The sequence below is a fragment of the Rhodococcus sp. 008 genome, assembly GCF_001682295.1.
Classification (GTDB): domain Bacteria; phylum Actinomycetota; class Actinomycetes; order Mycobacteriales; family Mycobacteriaceae; genus Rhodococcus_F; species Rhodococcus_F qingshengii.
Genome location: NZ_CP012749.1, coordinates 4,931,282 through 4,950,932, shown reverse-complemented (window position 1 = coordinate 4,950,932; position 19,651 = coordinate 4,931,282). Strand labels below are relative to the sequence as shown.

Here is a 19,651-nt window from a genome sequence, read left to right as displayed (position 1 = left end):
CGACACACCAACGGCGACCCGAAACCTGACAATTTTCTGAAATCAGCCACATCTTGGACGAAAGTCCAGTAGAACTAGTTACAGTTTTGCTCAAACCGTCACGCACCCCGCTGAATGGAGTTCTACATGGCCCGCCGCTCACTTCGCCACGCAGTAGCAACCACTACATCCCTCGTTCTCATCGCCGCCGGCGTCACTGTTGGACTTGGAGCCTCGGTGGCGCAAGCAGCACCGGCATGCGCGCTCAACCAGTCGGTCACCGACAGTTGGGCCGGTTCCCTCGGGACGCCGTACACCGTCAGCAAGGAGGTTGTCGGCGACGGCAAGGTCGCCCCGGGACAGACGGTCACCTACCTGACAAAGGTTTCCGGTTCGGGAGCACTCGTCAATCAGATCCGCGATTTCCACCCGGCAGGATTCCAGCTGGTCAAGGCTCGCCTGAACGTCAAATGGCTTATCGGCGACCAGAAGTGGGACGACGTCACCAAGACCGTCGTCGTCGGCAACAACTCCGTGGTGGCAAAGGGCGGCGGATGGACCACTGCTGGTGGCGGCATCATCGCATTGGAGACCACCTACAAGGTTCCCGATAACGCAGTTGTCGGCTCTCAGCTCGACAGCGGCGCCGGCACCAACATTGTGCTGGCGGCGGGCGACTGGAACATCAATCCGATGGGCGTGTGCGTCACCATCCGGCAGCCGAACCCCGTCGAGGCGGGCGCCGGAAGCCTCGAGGACATGGGCTTCGGCTCACTCAACTCCGGATCGGGCCAGGTATTCGGTTCCCTCACCGATCCGCAGGGGTCGATGACCAATGTCATCAGCGGTGTCCTGGGCAATGTGCTCGGCAACATGAGCTGACTCAGTTCGAATTAGAAATGGGCCGAGCCACCAGCACATGCTGGTAGCTCGGCCCATTTCTACGTTGCCGAACAAAGCTTTGCCGTCAACCGAGTTCAAGAAATCATCAGCAAATCACCGCGTCAGCTTTCCGCCGTACCGGGCCGGCGTCGTACCGAAGGTTTCCCGAAATGCGGCGATGAACCCGCTACTGGTTCGGTAACCCACCTGCGGGGCAACGTCGTTGACACCCTCACCCCGCGCGAGCATCTCGAGCGACGCATACATTCGGGCGCGAGTCCTCCACTGTCCGAAGGTAATCCCGGTATCGGCGACAAAGGCACGCATCAAAGTCTTGGAACTGACCCCGAGTTCACCCGCCCACTCCCCTAATGTTCGCGAGTCTGCCGGATCGGCAAGGATGCGGGCAGAAACCGAACTCGCCGCAGCATTGCGAGGAACCGCGAGGACGTCATGCCGTTCGGGCGCGGCAGCAAGAATGTCGTAGAGCAACTCCTGACTCATCAACCGCCGAGCATCGTCGATGGTCCGATCTGCGAGATGGCGCAGCAATTGAGCGGACAGAGCATCGACTTCGAGAACCAGTGGCTGAGTCCACCTGGGCCCGCCAGGGCGTAGATCCGGACGCGCATAGGCCGCGATCATGCATCCCGCCGACAGAAGCGTCATGTCGTGGAGAACGGTGCCCGGCAACCAGACCAAGTGCTCGCTGTGCAGGTGCCACACGTTGCCCCCGGCAGCAATCTGCATCGTCCCTTCACTCATCCAGGCGATCTGATGCTCCGGGTGGCGGTGAGCCCCGTACGCGGTCACGCCCTCGACGACGTTGGTGTAGACCTGAAAATCTTTGAATGTCCGTCCGCGACTATCGGGCAGCGCTAGCAAGGACTTTGGGCGAGTCGAGTACTCGATAGTGGACATTTTGCGTCTTTCTGGGCGTATCCGAGTCCATCCTGAAGGATGGACCGACGATCCTGCAAAGGTTAGCCTCACTTTATTGCTGACGCGACCAGCTCAGCACTTCACGCGGACCTCAGATCACTTCGCCCACCACTTCGAAGGAGCATGCACGTGCCCTCACATAGCACCCGAATCCTCGCCGCCTTATTCACGACGGCCGCGATCATCGGGTTCTCGACCGCCTGTGGAACCTCGCAAGGCGTCGACACCGCATCAGCGACCCAGAGCAACGACGCATTCCCCGTGACGATCGAGCACGCACAGGGTTCGACGACAATCGATGCCGAACCGCAGCGGGTAGTGACACTCGGATACACCGATCACGAACCACTGCTCGCCTTGGGAGTCGAACCCGTAGGCATGGCCGAATGGTGGGGGTCCGGCATGGATGAAAGCTGGCCGTGGACGAAGAATTACTGGAAGGGGAAAACTCCGACCTACATCAACAGCGGCGGAGACTTCAACTTCGAGCAAATCGCCTCCCTCGCACCAGATCTGATCCTCGCGCTGTACGCCGACATCGACACGGAAACCTACAAGAAGCTGACCTCGATTGCGCCGACTGTCGCACAGAGCAAGGAATACGACGCATACACAACGCCGTGGACCGACATGACGCTCACCGCCGGGCGCGCCCTCGGCAAAGGACCACAAGCTCAGCAACTGATCACGGATACCGAAAACGCGTTTGCCGCCGCTCGCGCTGCACACCCGGAGTTTGCCGGGCAAACCGCAACGATCGTCAACCTCGACACTCCCGAGGGATACGTGTTCTCGTCGCACGACCCACGCGGCATTTTCCTCTCGTCACTCGGGTTCACCCTCCCTGCGACGGTCGACGCATTCGTCGGCGACCAGTTCGGTGACTGGCTGCCGAACGAGCGATACGACATCCTCGAACCCGTTGATCGTTTGATCGTGATGGCCGATCCGGAGGGAGAGAAGGCCCTCGCCGGCAACACTCTCTACCAGCGGCTACCCGCTGTGAAGAGCGGAAATGCGATAGTCGTGCGGTACACCGCAGATCCACCCGTCGGCGCGGCGATGTCCGGGAATACCGTCCTGAGCATTCCGTATGCCATCGACCAACTGACAGCCACGTTGTCGAAGTAAACAACAGGGCAGGTATCGAAAATATGTTCGAAGAGTGTTAGCCTCGGGGTCAGGAAGCACTCACGGACATCGAGGATCACCATGGACGAGGTACCGGACACCGCGTTAGATCTGGCTCGACTGGTCGACGAGCTGACGGTTCTCGACCAGCGACGCGTCGACATCGGCGAGAGTTTGGTTCATCTCGAGTACCTCTACTCCCAGATGGGCGCACGGCAACAAGCAGATGCTGCCCGAAAAGCCTTCCAGGAGAAGTACGTCGGACGAATCTACGAACTCGCAGACGGCCTGCGAACCTGAAAAGGGGTTGCACACAACCACTGACCGAGCGCATGGTCATTCCTGCACGACACACCGGACCGATCGGTTCGGCTGTGAACTATGTGGGAGAAATCTGATGGAGAAGATCACCAAGAGGCTGTGGAACTGGGCATCGATACTCGACGAGAACACTCGCGAGCAAGCGCTGCGTTCGTCCCAGATGCCTTTTGTCCGTCCACATCTGGCGCTTATGCCGGATGCGCACCTCGGTGCGGGAGCGACGGTGGGTTCGGTCATTCCGACGGAAGGCGCAATCATGCCCGCCGCCGTCGGAGTCGATATCGGCTGCGGAATGATCGCGGTCAAAACCCAGTTCAACGCACGCGACCTTCAAGGGCGCGACCTGAGCGTACTTCGCCACAGCATCGAACACTCCGTCCCGCTCTCGGCAGGTGTCTACAACAAGACGCTGAGCGACACGGCGCAAATCCGCATCGCAGAACTCGAGACGATGGCGGGCGATCGCCTGGCCTTCTACGACAAGTTCAAGAACAACTGGAGGTTTCAGCTCGGAACGCTGGGCTCTGGTAACCACTTCATCGAGGTGACACTCGATGAAAGCGACGGCGTCTGGCTGTTCCTGCACTCGGGAAGCCGCGGTATCGGAAACAAGCTCGCGCAGCATCACATCAAGATCGCCAAGGACTTGTGCGAGCGGTGGTACATCAACCTTCCCGATCCGGATCTTGCCTACCTGGTCGAGAAGACACCCGAATTCGACTCGTACATAACCGATCTCAACTGGGCTCAGCACTTCGCTCTGCTCAACCGCGAAGAGATGATGGACCGCGTCGTGAAGGACTTCGCGCATTTCATGGGAGACGGCAAGCCGGCGATCATCGACGAAGTCGAGCGGATCAACTGCCACCACAACTTCACCCAGAAGGAGTTCCACATGGGCAGGGGTGTGTGGCTGAGTCGTAAGGGTGCGATCAAGGCAGACGAGGGCACGCCCGGGCTCATCCCCGGTTCGATGGGGACGGCGAGTTACGTCGTCGTCGGGAAGGGAAACGTACCGTCGTTCAAGTCCAGCCCCCACGGCGCGGGTCGGGTGTACGGACGTAACCAGGCACGCAAGACCTTCACCATCGAAGATCTCGACAAGGCAATGGTCGGCATAGAATACAAGCGTTCCTCGGCGTTCCTCGACGAGATCCCGGGTGCGTACAAGGACATCGACGTCGTGATGGACGACGCGAAGGACTTGGTCGAGATTCGACACACGCTGCGTCAGATTGTGAACGTCAAGGGCAACTGACCCCGCACAACTCCGCGAAATACGAAGTGCCCCGCCGATATCGGCGGGGCACTTCGTTGTCGAGATCAGTCCGGCAAGCGCAGATCAGTCAGGAAGGCGCAGATCCGGCTTGTCCAGCTCTTCGATGTTGACGTCCTTGAAGGTCACGACGCGTACGTATTTCACGAATCGCGCCGGGCGGTACATGTCCCACACCCACGCGTCGGACATCCGCAGTTCGAAGTAGATCTCCCCGTCTGAATTGTGGGGCAGCAACTCGACCGTGTTGGCCAGGTAGAAACGTCGTTCGGTCTCCACGACGTAGGAGAACTGTCCGACGATGTCCCGGTATTCACGGTAGAGCGACAGCTCCATCTCGGTTTCGTACTTCTCGAGATCCTCGGCACTCATCGGTTTAGCCAGTCCTCCCATTTCGTCTGAACGTCCATCATCCCGTACGGCCCGCGCGTTGTTCCAACCGGACTCCCGCAGCCACCACGTTGGCATAGGTCATGCGGTGCTCGGGGCACGGCCCCAGCTCGTCGAGTGCGTCCATGTGCAGTGGCGTGCTGTATCCCTTGTGAATCGCGAAGCCGTATCCCGGATGAGTGTCGTCCATCTCGGTCATCACACGATCTCGGGTCACCTTCGCGAGAACGCTCGCCGCGGCGATGCATGCAGCGGCGCCGTCACCGCCGATAACTGGTAGCGACGGAGCCGTCAGACCCGGAACCCGAAATCCGTCGGTGAGAACGTAGCCCGGTTCGAGATCGAGGCCCGCAACTGCTCGCCGCATCCCCTCGATGTTGGCGACGTGGATGCCGATCTGATCGACTTCCGCAGCGGGAACAGAGATGACACTCCACGCCAAAGCCAAGCGCTTGATCGCCGGGAAAAGCTCCTCGCGCGCACGTTCGGTCAGCTTCTTCGAATCGTCGAGCCGCGCGAGGGCTGCTTGCGGTTTCGGCGCCAGGACACATGCTGCAATGACAAGTGGACCAGCGCACGCTCCGCGCCCGGCTTCGTCGACGCCGGCCACCGGACCGAGTCCGGTTCGCGCCAACGCAGACTCCATCGTCCGCAGACCTGCCGATCTGCGAATGACAACGCGAGGGGGCCAACTACTCACTGTCTCTGCCTACTCGGAACTACGCGAATCCATGTGTGCGGTCCGACAACTCAGTTGCCCTGAATATCAGGCGCATCGATGCCGCCCATTCGCGACGGGGGAAGGACGATGAATCGCGCTTGACCGATGATGTTGTCGATCGGGACGGTTCCCTGGAACTCGTCGTCGACGTGGTAGCGCGAGTCGGCGGAATTGCTGCGGTTGTCACCCATGACCCACACGTGGCCCTCGGGAACGGTGATCGGCCCGAAGCAGCGGCCCGACTTCAGTTCGGTGTCACACGTCTGTGTTCCCGGGGTGAACGGGAAATCCATCTTGATGTACGGCTCGTCGAGCGGCTTGCCGTCGACCAGGACTCGGCCCTGATCGTCACAGCATTCGACGGTCTGGCCGCCGGTAGCGATCACTCGCTTGACCAAGTCGTTCTCGTCCGGCGGAACGAGGCCGACCCACGAACCGACCTCTTGAATGCCGCGGACGACAACGTTGTCGGACCGATTGGACACATATTTCGTGTTCCACGAATCGGGTCCCTTGAAGACGACGACGTCGCCGGGTTCCGGATCGCCGAAGCGGTATCCGATCTTCTCCACCACGATGCGGTCACCGGTACATCCCGCACAGCCGTGCAGTGTCGGTTCCATCGACTCGGATGGGATGAGAAAAACTCTGAAGACAAATGCCTGAAGGACGATGCTGAGTACCAGCGCTACGCCGATCAGAACAGGGAGTTCTCGCAGAAACGATCGCTGTTTCTTCTGCGGCCGATGTGAGGTCGGTTCCGCGGAACCGCTTGATCCCTCGTGATTCTCGGGTCCGGACGACAATGCCTGCTCCTTCGAAGAATCTGCCACAGAAACCAGATTAGCCCGACACCGCGCGTACGCGGTGCCGGGCTCATCGGAAAGATCAGCGCTTTTCCTTGATCTTCGCCTTCTTGCCACGAAGCTCACGGAGGTAGTACAGCTTGGCGCGACGGACGTCACCGCGGGTCAGAACCTCGATGGAGGCCAGCGTGGGGCTGTGAACCGGGAAGGTGCGCTCGACGCCGACGCCGAAGGAGACCTTACGGACGGTGAAGGTCTCGCGAACGCCGCCGCCCTGGCGACGAATAACGACGCCCTTGAAGACCTGCACGCGCTCCTTGGAGCCTTCGATAACCTTGACGTTCACGTTGAGCGTGTCGCCGGGACGGAACTCGGGGATGTCGTCGCGGAGCGACTTTTTGTCCAGGAAGTCCAGGGTGTTCATATGTCATCCTTGTATTTCGCAGGAGCAGAGGAACCGAGCGGCACGCGTTTCGGTCTCCCGAAACGGCGCTCGTCTGGTTCGTGCCCAGATCAAGTGCTGCTGCCTGGTCCAGGCAACCCGTCCATTGTGCCAGACGCGGATACCAGCGGGGAAATCGGTGGCGGCGGAGCTGCGTGGATGGTGTGGTCCAGTTCCTGCTCGGCCGCGGTCATCGCATGTTCGACGCTCGGCGATCCGGCTATCAGATCCTGGACGTAGATCTTGGCCCGGATGACGGGCCGACGCCATTTCCGTTCGCGTTCGAGCGCGCGGTTCATCCGTTTCGGCTTGCGCGTGTACCGCCAGCGAGCCCACGGTGCACCCGGCCGGCTCAGGCGGACCGCTCCGATTACCAGCAACGGGAAAACGAACAGACCGACGAGCCCCGTCCAGATCTTCCCCTTGAGAATCACGATGGCTGCCAAGGCGAAGTTGATCAACGCGACGAAAACGAAGACCAACTTGATCCACGGATCGCGTTCTTCACGGAATCCGGCGACGTCGAGAAGTTCGAGCGGGCGGAAACCCAGCAGCACCAGGCCGGTCACGGCGATCGCGACGAAGACCGCATCCACCGAGGTCCGACCTTGTTCGGACCAGTACACATCCTTCAGATAGAAGATCAGTGCGAACTCGTCGAGCACCAACGCAGCACCCATACCGAAGATCGCCGCCAGGACGGCACCGGTGGTCTGCGAACCATCGACGTAGACCGCGATCAACGCACCACCGGAGATCATCATGGCGATCACACCGAACACGACGTGATGCACATGCTGGCCTCCGGGCGCGATGTTGCCCGGCCACCATTTCACTTGCGCGCGAATCATCCGGACGCTGAGGCGGATGAAAAGGAAGGCGGACAGGAACCCGAGCAGGAAGAACAGCAACGGCAATCGGCCATGGGCGATGATCTCGCGCTCGAGCCACTCCCGCATCACTGTCCTCCCTTCACCGAATTCATGATCCGACCCTGATCGGATTCATACCGCCAACCGACTCGATTGTGACGATACGGACTTCGAAAACCCGGCGGACGGATTTACTTGCCGAAGCCCGCCTTGCGCAGAGCGTCGGCCATCGACCCGGCAGCAGGCGCGCGGTTGTCCGGTCGCTGCTCGCGTCCGCCCTGGCGTCCGCCATTTCCTCGTTGCTGACCCTGCCCCTGACGCTGGCCCTGCGGCTGGCCCTGCCGCTGAGGTTGCCCACCTCGCTGGCCTTCGGACTTGCGGGGCGCTCCCACCTCGTCGTCGAGACGAAGCGTCAGCCCGATGCGTTGGCGTGCCTCGTCCACTTCGAGGACCTTCACCTTGACGACGTCACCTGACTTGACGACCTCGCGTGGGTCCTTGACGAAGTTGTGCGACATCGCCGAGACGTGAACCAGACCGTCCTGATGAACTCCGATGTCGACGAAGGCACCGAAGGCTGCGACGTTGGTGACCACGCCTTCGAGGGTCATGCCGGGCTTGAGATGCGCGACCTTCTCGATACCTGCGGCAAAAGTCGCGGTCTTGAATTCGGGTCGTGGATCTCGTCCCGGCTTCTCCAACTCGGAGATGATGTCGGTGACGGTCGGTAGACCAAATCGCTCGTCGACGTAGTCGGACGCCTTGACCGATCGAAGTGCCTGCGAGTTTCCGATCACGGTGCGCACGTCCCCGCCTGCACTCGCGACGATCTTGCGAACCACCGGATATGCCTCCGGGTGGACGCTCGACGCGTCGAGAGGGTCGTCGCCGTCGGTGATCCGCAGGAAGCCTGCGCACTGCTCGAATGCCTTGGGTCCCAGTCGGGAGACATCCTTGAGACCCTTGCGGGATTTGAACGGACCGTTCTGGTCCCGATGCGCGACGATGCTCTCTGCAAGGGATCCTGCAATTCCGGACACCCGAGCAAGCAGCGGCACGGACGCGGTGTTGACGTCGACGCCGACCGAGTTGACGGCATCCTCGACGACGGCGTCGAGGGAACGCGAGAGCAGCGATTCGGTGATGTCGTGCTGGTACTGACCGACGCCGATGGACTTGGGATCGATCTTGACCAACTCCGCCAACGGATCCTGCAAGCGACGCGCAATGGACACCGCACCGCGAATCGAGACGTCGAGGTCGGGAAGTTCCTGCGACGCGTAGGCCGAAGCCGAGTACACCGATGCGCCTGCCTCGGAGACGACGATCTTGGTCAGGTTGGGCGCGCCGGTCTTCTTGATCAGTTCGGTAGCGAGCGTGTCGGTCTCGCGTGAGGCCGTGCCGTTGCCGATGGCGATCAGTTCGACGCCGTGTTCGGCGACCAGTCCGGCAAGCGTCGCGAGAGCCGCGTCCCACTTGTTCTGCGGCTGGTGCGGGTAAATCGTCTCGTAGGCAACAACTTTGCCGGTTCCGTCGACGACGGCAACCTTCGTTCCGGTGCGGAATCCGGGGTCGAGTCCCATGGTGGGTCGGGCGCCGGCGGGAGCTGCGAGGAGTAGATCCTTGAGGTTGGTGGCGAAGACGTCGACGGCGTCCTTTTCGGCCGACTGCCGCAGACGCATCCGAGTGTCGATACCGAGCGTGACGGCGAACTTCGTCTTCCACGCCCACTTGACGGTGTCGAGAAGCCACCCGTCGGCGGCCCGACCACGGTCGGCGATCTCGAACCGCGACGCGATGCGGCCTTCGTAGACCGTGCGCTCCCCCGGCGCGAGTTCTTCGGTGTCTGCCGCCATGTTGAGCGACAGCACTTCTTCCTTCTCGCCGCGCAGGACGGCGAGGATGCGGTGCGAGGGCAATTTGGAGAACGGTTCCGAGAACTCGAAGTAGTCAGCAAACTTCGAGCCATCGGTTTCCTTGCCCTTGCGGACCGAGGAGACGACCTGGCCGCGATTCCACATCAGCTCACGCAATTCACCGACCAGATCGGCGTCCTCGGCGAAGCGCTCGACGAGGATCGACCGGGCACCGTCGAGTTGCTCGTCCGAATACTGCGCGGGATCGGTGGTGGGATCTCCGATGAGAGCATCGGCGACGGGCTCGTGGCCGGCCTCGCGGGCGATCTGCGCCTTGGTGCGCCGCTTCGGCTTGAAGGGGAGGTAGATGTCCTCCAGCCGCGCTTTCGTCTCGGCCAGCATGATCTGACCGCGCAGTTGATCGTCGAGTTTGCCCTGAGAGTCGATCTCCGTGAGCACGGCGTCACGACGGTCGTCGAGCTCGCGGAGATACCGCAGCCGCTCGTCCAGGAGTCGCAGCTGGGCGTCGTCGAGCGTGCCGGTGACTTCCTTGCGGTACCGGGCGATGAAGGGCACCGTGGCTCCGCCGTCGAGAAGGTCGACTGCTGCTGCAACCTGGCCTTCGCGGACGTCGAGTTCCTCGGCAATGCGCTGGTTCACGGTCTTGAGAATCACGAGATCCGACCCTACCGCTATCCTGAGACAAGAAGATCGGCAACAGTGCCGTGTCAGGGCTACCGGGGGAAACAAATGAGTACGCGGTACGTCCGGATTGCCGCAATGGTGGCCGCAGTTACTTTTGCGGCTTCGTGCAGCGGTGGGCAGAACCCGGATGATCCGATGCAGACCCCCGCCTTTCCCGACACCAATGTTCCGGTAGCCGAGACCCTCGACGGCCGTCTGGGACAGGCTCAGGTGGCTGCGCTCGGGCGTGGTGCGGACGTCTCCATCGCCATCCTCGACCGCTCCTCGGACAAGTACCTCGACGTCGCCGGTGACCAGCAGATCGAAACAGCCTCGGTGGCAAAACTTTTCATCGCCGAGGATCTACTTCATCAGGATGCGCGCGGTGAGCGACCCATCACGGACGACGATCGCACCCTCATGGCGGCGATGCTCGAATCCTCCGACGACACCGCAGCCAACCTCCTGTGGGACGAGGTCGGCGGCCAAGAGGTGATCACCCGCGTCGCCGAGCGTTACGCACTGACCGCGACGACGCCGCCCTGGGACGGAATGTGGTGGAACACCGAGACCACGACACGTGACCTGGTCACCTTCTACAGCGGTGTCCTCGACGACTCCGATCAACTCGGACCTGAACGGGTCGAGCAGTTCGTCGAGTACCTGCGGCAATCCACTCCCGAAGGAACCGACGGTTACGACCAGAGATTCGGCCTGCCCGAGGCCTTGTTCGGCGAGCCCGTCATAGGAGTCAAACAGGGCTGGATGTGCTGTGTCGAGGACAAGTGGATCCATCTGTCCACCGGCATCGTCGGTGACGACAACCGATACATCATCGCGATCGGTTCGCGAGAAGACGTCCAGTACACGGACGAGGACAGCTTCTATCCCGACACCTCGTTCACCGATGCCGTCGACGACGAAAGTGCATTGCACGCTCGCGACACGGTCACCGGCGTCACGCAGATTCTCTTCCCGAGCGGAAGCATCGACGACTGGGCAGCGGCATCCACGACCGCGGATTCGGCGATGCCCGAAGCTTCCGGGCCCTGATTCGATCCAACGCGGTCGTGTTCGTCCTCAAGCCTGCTTGTACTCGAGCACCGAACCGATGACACGGTCCTGTTGTTCGAACGTGAGCATGGGCCACAGCGGCAGTCGAAGGATCGACGCGGAGAACTCGGCACTACGCACGCACGGCTGCGGTGTTCGTCCGTAGCGCACACCGGCCGCACTCGTATCGAGCGGAACGTAGTGGAACGGCGCCACGATTCCGTCACCGGCAAGGTGCCGAATCAAGCCGTCACGGCTCTCTTCGGTCGGCATCTTGAGATAGAACAGGTGCGCAGTGTGCTCGCGATCATCGGGCACCGCCATGGGCACGACACCGTTCGCGGCCGCCCACTCGCCCAGACTCACGCTGTAGGCATCCCAGACGCGATGCCTGGCCGCCTGAATCGCGTCGAACTCGGAGAGTTGTGCGTCGAGGACGGCGGCATTGAGTTCACTGGGCAGATAACTCGACCCGATGTCCTGCCACGAATACTTGTCGACCTGCCCGCGCAGGAAACGCGCACGGTCGGTCCCCTTCTCACGGATGATTTCGGCGCGAGTCATCAACTGATCGTCGGAGAGCAACAGCGCGCCGCCCTCACCGCAGTGAACGTTCTTGGTGTCGTGAAAACTCTGCGTTCCGATAGTTCCGATGGTGCCGAGCGAGCGCCCGCGCCACTTTCCGCCGAGTCCGTGAGCGTTGTCTTCGATCAACGCAACGCCGTGGAGTTCCGCGAGGTCGAGGAGAGGTTCCATGTCCGCGGCGACTCCGCCGTAATGCATGACCAGTACAGCTTTGGTGCGTTCGGTGATCGCCGCCGCGACGCACGCCGGGTCGATGTTGCCGGTACTCGGATCGATGTCGACGAAAACAACAGTGGCCCCGCGCAACGCGACGGCGGTCGCCGCCGAACTGAACGCGAAGCTCGGAACTATTACCTCGTCGCCCGGGCCCAATTCGAGCAGCAGCGCACCCAATTCGAGTGCATGCGTGCACGAGGTGGTCAGCAGAGCATGCGTGGATCCGGTGATCGCCTTGAGCGCTGCAGTCGCGGACTTGGTGAAACGTCCGTCACCGTGAATGTGGTCGGACTCCAGAACCGTTGCCAGATTCGACAATTCGTTCGATGCCCGATAGGGGCGGGAGAAGATGATGCGATCAGTGCTCACGACTACGCCGATCGATCGAGGTTCCGGGCCGCGGGGAGTCGACAGTCAGATACAGCGGCTTTCCGACAAGGACGTGCAGTGCCACACCGAGATATTCGGCAATGAGCCCGAGCGAGAACAGAATCGCACCCGAACAGACCAGCAGCGCCATGATGATCGACGCCCATCCTTCGGGATCATTGTTGTCGCCGGTCATGGCCCCGATGAAGATCACCGCGGCCATGATCACGCCGGCCGACGCCAGGGTGACTCCGAGCAGGCTGACCAGCCGCAGACCGCGTGTTCCGCTACACAACACCATCTTCCAGAACAACGAGAACAAACGGCGGTAGTTGTACCCGGATTCTTCGCGGCCTTCGGCTCGAAGTGTCACCGGCGCCGTGGCCGTGTTACCGACAACCCACGTCAGCGCAACGTCCAGATACACGCCGTTGGCCGCGACGCCGGCCAACTGTCGGCCGATGTCACCGCGGATCAGGCGGTAACTTTCGAATCTCGTCGAATCAGGGAACGCGAATACCGTCGCCAAGACGATCTTTGCGCCGCGCGAGGTCAGGTTCCGCAAGAATCCGTGCGGGCGTGTGTTCGTGGGTTTGGAATACACGAGATCGGATCGCTCCGTCAGCGCGGTGTCGAGGAAAGCCCCGATGTGCACCGGGTCGTGCTGGCCGTCCTCGTCCATCGTCACGATCCACTGTCCAGTTGCAGCGGCCATGCCAGCGATGGTCGCCGCGTCCTGGCCGTAGTTGCGGCTGAGCCACACGACACGCACCTGCTCGAAACGGCGCTCCAATTCGAGTAACACGACGTCGGAGCGGTCCGGGCCGTTGTCGTGAACCAGCACGATCTCGTCGACGGAGAACTGCGCACCACCGGGCGTCGCACTCGGTGTGCCCAGGCCGTCCAACTCCTCGACGAGCGCCGTGATCGTCTTTTCGCCCTGATAAACGGGCACTACGACGGAAATCGAGTGCACTCGCTTCCACTCCCTTCAGGGGGCTCGACTGGCGCCGAGAGACAGGCACGATCGGGCCCACACCGTCGCGAACTTTAACACGCAGAGATGTCTTGACTTCGGATGCCGGCGGCGCGTGACGCGCTCGCGTCTCCGTACGCCCCACCTGCCCTGTTAAGGTCTGGAACTCGTGGTGGAAACTCGCACTCTCGCCCGGGCAGACGTGTACAAGTGGGGCGCCGTCACGGCGATCGGTGTCATCGCCGGTTATCTGGCCGTGGTGCTCGCGAATGCTCGTCACTTCTACACCGACGACACCGAGTCCCAATACGCGCCGCTGTGGGTCATGCTCGGCCGCAGTCTGCGAGAAGGACACCTCCCGGTGCTCGTCCCCGAGAACTGGATGGCGGGCAACTACGCGATCGAGGAAGCAGGCCTTCTCAATCCACCGCAACTCCTGATCGACCTGATCGCACCGTCCTTCGACAACCTGGCGTTGTACGCGACGATCGTGAAGTTGATCTTCGCGATCATCCTTGCACTCGGCGTCTATCGGATCTGCCTCGAGTACGGCTCGAAGCCCACGTGGGCTGCCGTCGCCGGCGTCTCGATTCCGTTCACCGGTTTCCTGCTGTTCTTCGACTCGGCCAGTTGGATGACTGCCTTCACCGGCACTGCCTGGATGGTTCAGGCGTGGGCGTCGGCAATCCGCTACGCCCGAGGTAAGAGCGGTCCGATCCCGACCTTCGTGTTCTTGTATCTCGCGATGTCGGTCCAATATGTTTTCCCCGCAGTCGAATCCGGCTTGATGATCGGCGCGGTCGCAATCGGCGAAGTTGTCTATCAGCGGCGTTGGCTGCCGTCACTGCGGCTTCTGGCGGTGTCCGCGTGTGCCGCTCTGGCCGGTCTCGCGACGTATCTGCCGAGCCTGCTCACCGCGGACGTCACCTGGCGCGGTGCATCCGAAGTCAAGAACGATGCATTCCTCGCCGTCCCGTGGTCGGAATCGCTGAACGCGAGCCTGCCGAGCACGATGCCCGCGTTCACCTCGTGGTGGGGATACATCCAGACCATGCCCATGGTCTACATCGCCTGGTTCCTCATACCCGCCCTGGCATTCATCGACTGGGGCAAGGCACGCGCCGCGGCACGCGAATTGACCGCCGTCGGGATCTTCACGGTCGCCGTCCTCATGTGGACTGCCGGGCCGAGCACGATCGGCCCACTGCGGTGGCCCGCGCGCGTACTTCCGATGGTGGCCATCGGACTCCTGCTTCTGGTGTGCATCCTGCTCGGGCGTTACGCCACGACCGACAAGTTGCGCGGGCGCTGCGTTGCAGCGGGAATCCTCGTGGGCCTGCTTCTGATTCGGTCAGCCTCGGCAGCTCCCGGGCTCGCGAAATGGCATGTGATCTCGGCCCTGCTCGTTGCCGCACTCGGCGCCGCGATGGTCTGGCTCGGCCGTACCAAGGGCACTGCTTTCGCATGCCTCGTAGCGATCGTCGCGGTCTCCCCCATCGCGTACGCCCAGGTTCGGGCCGCGCAACCAACCCCGATGAGCTGGAACCTGCCCGAATCCCGCTCGGAGATGAAAGACGCCTTCCCCGACTTCGAAGGCACGACACTGCAACTGGGCGACCGTGCGCTCATCGCCCCCGGGGACAAGACCCTCGACGGAGCGTACGGTTCCCTGGCTTTCGGCAACTACCCCAAAGACCTCGAACTGACCTACACCAGCGGCTACACCCCCAACGGGCACTTCTACTTCGGTGATCTGCTCTGCATGCGCTGGGACATGAGTGTCTGCCCCGACGCCTTCCGACGCGCATTCACCGTCGAACCCACCACCGGCCGCACCATCGTCGACCTGATGAACGTGGACCGCGTCGTACTTCAGAACGCTCTCTACCCCGATGCACGCAAGAACCCGGCTCCCGACGGATGGAAATGGGTCGACTACCCCGGACACGAGAACTACATCTCGGTACTCGAACGCGTCGACGGCCCCGTCTCGACACGCAACGGACGCATCGCCGACGCCCACGGCGTCGAGGCTACGTCGATCGCGGAATCGAACATGTCGAGCACCCTTCGTGTCAGTTCGGAGACCGGCGGCAAGGTTGTGTTCGCACGGCTCGGCTGGCCCGGATATCGGGCGAGCATCGACGGTCAGCCTGTCCCGATCGACGTCGTCGCGAAGTCCTTTGTCACCGTGGACGTTCCAGCCGGTACGAAAGACGCGGAACTTGTCCTGACGTGGCGTCCCCCGGGATGGAAGGTCGGCGGCGCTTCGATGGTCGCCGGAGTCCTCGGACTCGGCGTGCTCGAGTGGATGTATCTGCGGAACCGACGCAAGGACGGGATCAACACCGTGAAAACCGAGTCTTCATGACCGAAGACATCGCATCACCCGAGAACCCCGGCCCACTGCTTCGGGTGGTCAAGCATCAGCCCATCGCATTTGCCATTGTCGGAGTGGCTAATACGGCGATCGGATACGCGCTCTTCGTGGTCTGGTCACTGATCCTCGACAACAAGGATCTGTATCAAGTGGCTGTGATCGGCGCGTACTCCATCAGCGTCCTCATCGCTTTCGTTCTGCATCGGACTCTCGTTTTCCGCGTCCGCGGACATGTGGCACGCGACCTGGGAGCGTTCATCGTCGTCAATTCCGGTGGCCTGGTGCTGAATCTGATACTCGGAACAATCGCGGTGTCGATTCTGCATGCCCCGCCGCTTCCCGCCCAGGCGGTTGTCATGTTGATCGTTGCCGGTGTGAGCTTCTTCGGTCATCGATACTTCTCGTTCCGCCGCAAACCTGCCGAACGGCACTGACCTTCTACGATTCGCGGGGTAGCGCTCGATCCACTGCCGCCTCGACGATCGTCCGAATATCTTCCTCTCCGAACAGGTTCGGCAATGTGAGTCGATCCAGTGCGAGCCAGTTCAGCGACAAATAGAGCAGGCGAACGGTCATCGCATCACCCGGCACGCCCGACGCCAGATGATTGGCTACGTTCAGATCGAAGTCTTCTCGGATGCGGACGGTCAGTACCGCACGCAGGTCCGGTCGACGCGTCGCCTCCAGTCGCAACTCCATGAGCGCGAGGAAACCCGTTCCGAACGAGGTGACGCGCTCGACCACGTCGAGCATGAGCGTCACCAGGCGCTCACGATCGGTGCCGTTGACGGGATCGATCATCCCTTCGAGGTCCTCCGGAATCAGTCGCTCGTAGATCCGGCCACCCGCTTGAGTGAGCAGGTCGTCGCGATTGGAGAAGTAGTTCGACGCTGTCCCGTTCGGCACTGCTGCCTGGGCGTCAACGGCTCGAAACGTCAAGCCTCGAGCACCCTCTCGGGCCAACACCTCGATTGCCGCGTCGATCAGGGCAAGCCGGCGTTCCGGGTTCTTTCGCACTTGACATCACTCCTGACACGACCCTAAGTTAAACCACTACAAACATAGTACTACGAACGGAGCGTTATATGCGAAAGCTTGTGTACTACGTGGGAGCTTCCCTCGACGGATACATCGCGGGGCCTGGTGGCGAATTCGATTTCCTCCCGGTCTCCGAACAGATCACGGCCTTGATATGCGATCGATATCCTGAAACCGTGCCAACGCATGTGCGGCCCGCTCTCGGAATCGAGGACGCGCCCAACAAGACCTTCGACACGGTCGTCATGGGCCGCGGCTCCTACGAGCCCGGGCTGGCCGCCGGAGTGAAAAGCCCCTTCGCGCACCTGCGTCAGTTCGTCGTCTCCACAACCATCCCTGACGCCGAGGATCCCCCCGTCACCATCGTTCGCGCCCATCCGCTTGGGGTAGTCAGATCTCTCAAAGAGGAAGAAGGACAAGATATCTGGCTGTGTGGCGGCGGAACTCTCGCCGGCGAACTACTACCGGAGATCGACGAGTTGATCATCAAGAGGTATCCGGTAGTCGCCGGCGCAGGCATACCGATGATCAGAGGTAACTTCGAGCCGACACCGTTCACACCGACTGCAACCGAATCGCTCGACGACGGCGCAAGCATCACCTGGTTGAAGCGAAATACCTAAGGAAGAAGATCCGGTCGACGCTCGGCCGTGCGCTGCAGCGACTGCTCATGGCGCCACGCTTTGATCTTCGCGTGATCACCGGAGAGAAGCACCGGCGGAACTTCGAGGTCGCGCCACACAGCCGGGCGAGTGTAGCTAGGCCCTTCGAGAAGGCCGTCGGAAAACGAATCCTCTTGGTGTGAAAGCTGATTGCCGAGAACGCCGGGCATCAGTCGCACGACAGCCTCGACCATCACCAGCACGGCTGCTTCGCCGCCGATCAGGACGTAATCGCCGATGCTGACTTCTTCGACTCTGACCCGCTTGGCGGCGTCGTCGAAAACCCGTTGATCGATACCTTCGTATCGGCCGCAGGCAAACACAAGGTGCTTGGCGTTGGACCAGCGGTGCGCGGTCTCCTGGGTGAACGGAACGCCGGCGGGAGTGGGCACCACCAGAATGGTCTCGGCATCATCGGGGCCGGAAGAATCGGAGCGCCCGATCACGTCGTCCAGTGCCGGGCCCCAGACGGTGGGTTTCATGACCATGCCGGGTCCGCCGCCATACGGAGAATCGTCGACGGCTTTGTGCACGTCATGGGTCCACGACCGAAGATCGTGGACGTCGACCGAGATCAAGCCACGTTCGATTGCCTTGCCCAGCAAGGCAGCACGAAGCGGTTCGAGATACTCGGGAAAGATGGTGACGACGTCGAGACGCATAACAAACGATCAGTCGTTGTCTGAGTTCGATTTGTCGCTGTTCGACTTGTCGCCGAAGTCCGGGTCGAGCAGTCCCTCGGGAGGCTCGATCACCACGACACCGTCGGCGATCGACACCGAGGTGACGATGGCGGCGACAAACGGGATCAGCAATTCGCCGGATGCCTCACCGGTACGGCGAATCGAAAGCAATTCGCCTGCGGCGGAATGCAATACCTCGATGACCGAACCGACCTCGGCACCGTCCGTGAGGACGACCTTCAGTCCTTCGAGTTCGTGATCGTAGAACTCGTCCGGATCATCCGAAGGCTCGAGTTCGGAACTGTCGATGACGAACAGTGTGCCGCGCAACGCATCTGCGTCGCCACGGTCACTGACGCCTTCGAGGCGCAGCAGAAGCCGCCCGGAATGATCCCGGGCGGCTTCCACTGTGTACGACTTCAGTGTGGACTCGCGCGGCTTGCGCCCACGCAGCACGGAACCTACGGCAAAACGATCTTCGGGCTCGTCTGTACGAACCTCGACTACCAATTCACCTTTGATGCCATGCGACTTCGCGACACGACCGACTACGAGTTCCACCTGTTTACTGCCGTCTACTGATCGGTGTCGACGACATCAACACGGATACCGCGGCCACCGATGCCGGAGACCAAGGTCCGCAGAGCGGTCGCAGTGCGACCACCCCGACCGATGACCTTGCCGAGATCGTCTGGGTGCACGTGCACCTCGACGGTCCGTCCCCGACGTCCGGTGATCAGCTCGACGCGCACATCGTCGGGATTGGCGACGATGCCACGCACGAGATGCTCTACCGCATCAGCGACGACGGCACTCACTTGTCAGCAGCCTCGGCGTCTGCAGCGGGAGCCTCGGCGTCAGCCGCGGTGTCTTCTGCCTTGGCCTCGTCAGCCTTTGCAGCCTTCTTCTTCTTGGGGGTGATTGCTTCTGCAACCGGCTCGTTCTCGGCCTGCGCGAGCGCAGCCTGGAAGAGCTCGAGCTTGGTGGGCTTGGCTTCCTTGACGCGCAGGGTGCCTTCGGTGCCCGGCAGGCCCTTGAACTTCTGCCAGTCACCGGTGATCTTGAGGAGTGCCTCGACGGGCTCGGTGGGCTGTGCGCCCACGGACAGCCAGTACTGAGCGCGCTCGGAATCGATGTCGATCAGCGAGGGCTCTTCCTTGGGGTGGTACTTGCCGATGGTCTCGATCGCACGGCCGTCACGACGGGTGCGCGAATCGGCGATGACAACGCGGTACTGAGCGTTGCGGATCTTGCCGAGGCGGGTGAGCTTGATTTTGACAGCCACAGCTGCAGTTCTCCTTCAGCGCGCACAACAGTGCTGCGCATGTCACGTGCAATTCAGCGACCCACACGATTTGTGAGCCCGGTTTTGCCTCTATCCTGTGAC

General features: G+C 61.7%; 22 protein-coding genes. 8 read left to right on the top strand and 14 right to left on the bottom strand.

Features of this window, described 5'->3' with window-relative positions; translation table 11 throughout:
* Positions 1-126 precede the first annotated feature (126 nt).
* Positions 127-861 (top strand): hypothetical protein, encoded by a 735-nt coding sequence (locus AOT96_RS23040; RefSeq protein WP_007734864.1) that lies wholly within the window; start codon positions 127-129, stop codon positions 859-861.
* A 114-nt stretch (positions 862-975) separates the two neighbouring features.
* Here the strand turns inward: AOT96_RS23040 and AOT96_RS23035 are convergent, their stop codons facing one another.
* Positions 976-1,782, bottom strand: a complete 807-nt coding sequence (locus AOT96_RS23035; RefSeq protein ID WP_007734863.1) for a helix-turn-helix transcriptional regulator — start codon at positions 1,780-1,782, stop codon at positions 976-978.
* Positions 1,783-1,926: 144 nt separating this feature from the next.
* On the opposite strand from AOT96_RS23035, the gene AOT96_RS23030 reads away from it, so the two are divergent.
* The 3 genes from AOT96_RS23030 to AOT96_RS23020 all read left to right on the top strand — a co-directional run bounded on the left by AOT96_RS23030 (position 1,927) and on the right by AOT96_RS23020 (position 4,513).
* Positions 1,927-2,934: an iron-siderophore ABC transporter substrate-binding protein gene (locus AOT96_RS23030; protein ID WP_231917290.1), complete on the top strand. Its 1,008-nt coding sequence runs from the start codon at positions 1,927-1,929 to the stop codon at positions 2,932-2,934.
* 81 nt (positions 2,935-3,015) lie between these two features.
* A complete protein-coding gene (locus AOT96_RS23025; protein WP_003942716.1) occupies positions 3,016-3,234 on the top strand; it encodes a hypothetical protein in 219 nt (72 codons plus the stop codon).
* Between the two features lie 97 nt (positions 3,235-3,331).
* Positions 3,332-4,513, top strand: coding sequence for an RtcB family protein (locus tag AOT96_RS23020; protein ID WP_065352377.1), 1,182 nt, complete (start codon positions 3,332-3,334; stop codon positions 4,511-4,513).
* 84 nt (positions 4,514-4,597) lie between these two features.
* Here the strand turns inward: AOT96_RS23020 and AOT96_RS23015 are convergent, their stop codons facing one another.
* The 6 genes from AOT96_RS23015 to AOT96_RS22990 all read right to left on the bottom strand — a co-directional run bounded on the left by AOT96_RS23015 (position 4,598) and on the right by AOT96_RS22990 (position 10,293).
* Entirely contained in the window at positions 4,598-4,903 is a 306-nt protein-coding gene (locus tag AOT96_RS23015; protein WP_003942715.1) for a DUF2469 domain-containing protein, read from the bottom strand.
* Between the two features lie 37 nt (positions 4,904-4,940).
* A complete protein-coding gene (locus AOT96_RS23010; RefSeq protein WP_024487346.1) occupies positions 4,941-5,621 on the bottom strand; it encodes a ribonuclease HII in 681 nt (226 codons plus the stop codon).
* Between the two features lie 50 nt (positions 5,622-5,671).
* Positions 5,672-6,475, bottom strand: coding sequence for a signal peptidase I (lepB, locus tag AOT96_RS23005; protein ID WP_003942787.1), 804 nt, complete (start codon positions 6,473-6,475; stop codon positions 5,672-5,674).
* A gap of 55 nt (positions 6,476-6,530) precedes the next feature.
* Positions 6,531-6,872 carry a 50S ribosomal protein L19 gene (gene rplS, locus AOT96_RS23000; protein WP_003942791.1) on the bottom strand — a complete coding sequence of 114 codons (342 nt, stop codon included), beginning with the start codon at positions 6,870-6,872 and terminating at the stop codon, positions 6,531-6,533.
* 89 nt (positions 6,873-6,961) lie between these two features.
* Entirely contained in the window at positions 6,962-7,849 is an 888-nt protein-coding gene (locus AOT96_RS22995) for a hypothetical protein (RefSeq protein WP_003942742.1), read from the bottom strand.
* A gap of 104 nt (positions 7,850-7,953) precedes the next feature.
* Positions 7,954-10,293, bottom strand: a complete 2,340-nt coding sequence (locus AOT96_RS22990; protein ID WP_003942690.1) for a Tex family protein — start codon at positions 10,291-10,293, stop codon at positions 7,954-7,956.
* A gap of 75 nt (positions 10,294-10,368) precedes the next feature.
* Here AOT96_RS22990 and AOT96_RS22985 point away from each other — a divergent pair, with 75 nt between their 5' ends.
* Positions 10,369-11,355, top strand: a complete 987-nt coding sequence (locus tag AOT96_RS22985; RefSeq protein ID WP_007729299.1) for a serine hydrolase — start codon at positions 10,369-10,371, stop codon at positions 11,353-11,355.
* 27 nt (positions 11,356-11,382) lie between these two features.
* Here the strand turns inward: AOT96_RS22985 and rffA are convergent, their stop codons facing one another.
* Positions 11,383-12,525, bottom strand: coding sequence for a dTDP-4-amino-4,6-dideoxygalactose transaminase (gene rffA / locus AOT96_RS22980; protein WP_003942806.1), 1,143 nt, complete (start codon positions 12,523-12,525; stop codon positions 11,383-11,385).
* Positions 12,515-13,501, bottom strand: a complete 987-nt coding sequence (locus AOT96_RS22975; protein ID WP_003942691.1) for a glycosyltransferase — start codon at positions 13,499-13,501, stop codon at positions 12,515-12,517. The genes rffA and AOT96_RS22975 overlap by 11 nt, the downstream gene beginning before the upstream one ends.
* 172 nt (positions 13,502-13,673) lie before the next feature.
* On the opposite strand from AOT96_RS22975, the gene AOT96_RS22970 reads away from it, so the two are divergent.
* Both AOT96_RS22970 and AOT96_RS22965 read left to right on the top strand, forming a co-directional pair.
* Positions 13,674-15,872 carry a hypothetical protein gene (locus AOT96_RS22970; protein WP_064444658.1) on the top strand — a complete coding sequence of 733 codons (2,199 nt, stop codon included), beginning with the start codon at positions 13,674-13,676 and terminating at the stop codon, positions 15,870-15,872.
* Positions 15,869-16,315 (top strand): GtrA family protein, encoded by a 447-nt coding sequence (locus AOT96_RS22965; protein WP_007729301.1) that lies wholly within the window; start codon positions 15,869-15,871, stop codon positions 16,313-16,315. Before AOT96_RS22970 ends, AOT96_RS22965 begins: the two co-directional genes overlap by 4 nt.
* A gap of 4 nt (positions 16,316-16,319) precedes the next feature.
* On the opposite strand, the gene AOT96_RS22960 is transcribed toward AOT96_RS22965, so the two are convergent.
* On the bottom strand, positions 16,320-16,898 hold the full coding sequence (locus AOT96_RS22960; RefSeq protein WP_003942695.1) for a TetR/AcrR family transcriptional regulator: 579 nt from the start codon (positions 16,896-16,898) through the stop codon (positions 16,320-16,322).
* A gap of 68 nt (positions 16,899-16,966) precedes the next feature.
* Between AOT96_RS22960 and AOT96_RS22955 the strand changes: the two genes are divergently transcribed.
* Positions 16,967-17,542 (top strand): dihydrofolate reductase family protein, encoded by a 576-nt coding sequence (locus tag AOT96_RS22955; protein ID WP_065352376.1) that lies wholly within the window; start codon positions 16,967-16,969, stop codon positions 17,540-17,542.
* Here the strand turns inward: AOT96_RS22955 and trmD are convergent.
* The 4 genes from trmD to rpsP are packed head-to-tail and all read right to left on the bottom strand — an operon-like array spanning position 17,539 to position 19,549.
* The gene (gene trmD / locus AOT96_RS22950; RefSeq protein WP_003942745.1) at positions 17,539-18,243 is read right to left on the bottom strand and encodes a tRNA (guanosine(37)-N1)-methyltransferase TrmD; all 705 of its coding nucleotides are present in this window, start codon (positions 18,241-18,243) and stop codon (positions 17,539-17,541) included. The genes AOT96_RS22955 and trmD overlap by 4 nt on opposite strands.
* Before the next feature lie 9 nt (positions 18,244-18,252).
* On the bottom strand, positions 18,253-18,825 hold the full coding sequence (rimM, locus tag AOT96_RS22945) for a ribosome maturation factor RimM (protein ID WP_030535432.1): 573 nt from the start codon (positions 18,823-18,825) through the stop codon (positions 18,253-18,255).
* A gap of 14 nt (positions 18,826-18,839) precedes the next feature.
* Complete coding sequence (locus AOT96_RS22940; RefSeq protein WP_003939023.1) at positions 18,840-19,082, bottom strand: RNA-binding protein; 243 nt, start codon at positions 19,080-19,082, stop codon at positions 18,840-18,842.
* Positions 19,079-19,549 (bottom strand): 30S ribosomal protein S16, encoded by a 471-nt coding sequence (gene rpsP, locus AOT96_RS22935; protein WP_003942818.1) that lies wholly within the window; start codon positions 19,547-19,549, stop codon positions 19,079-19,081. The genes AOT96_RS22940 and rpsP overlap by 4 nt, the downstream gene beginning before the upstream one ends.
* Between the last annotated feature and the right edge of the window lie 102 nt (positions 19,550-19,651).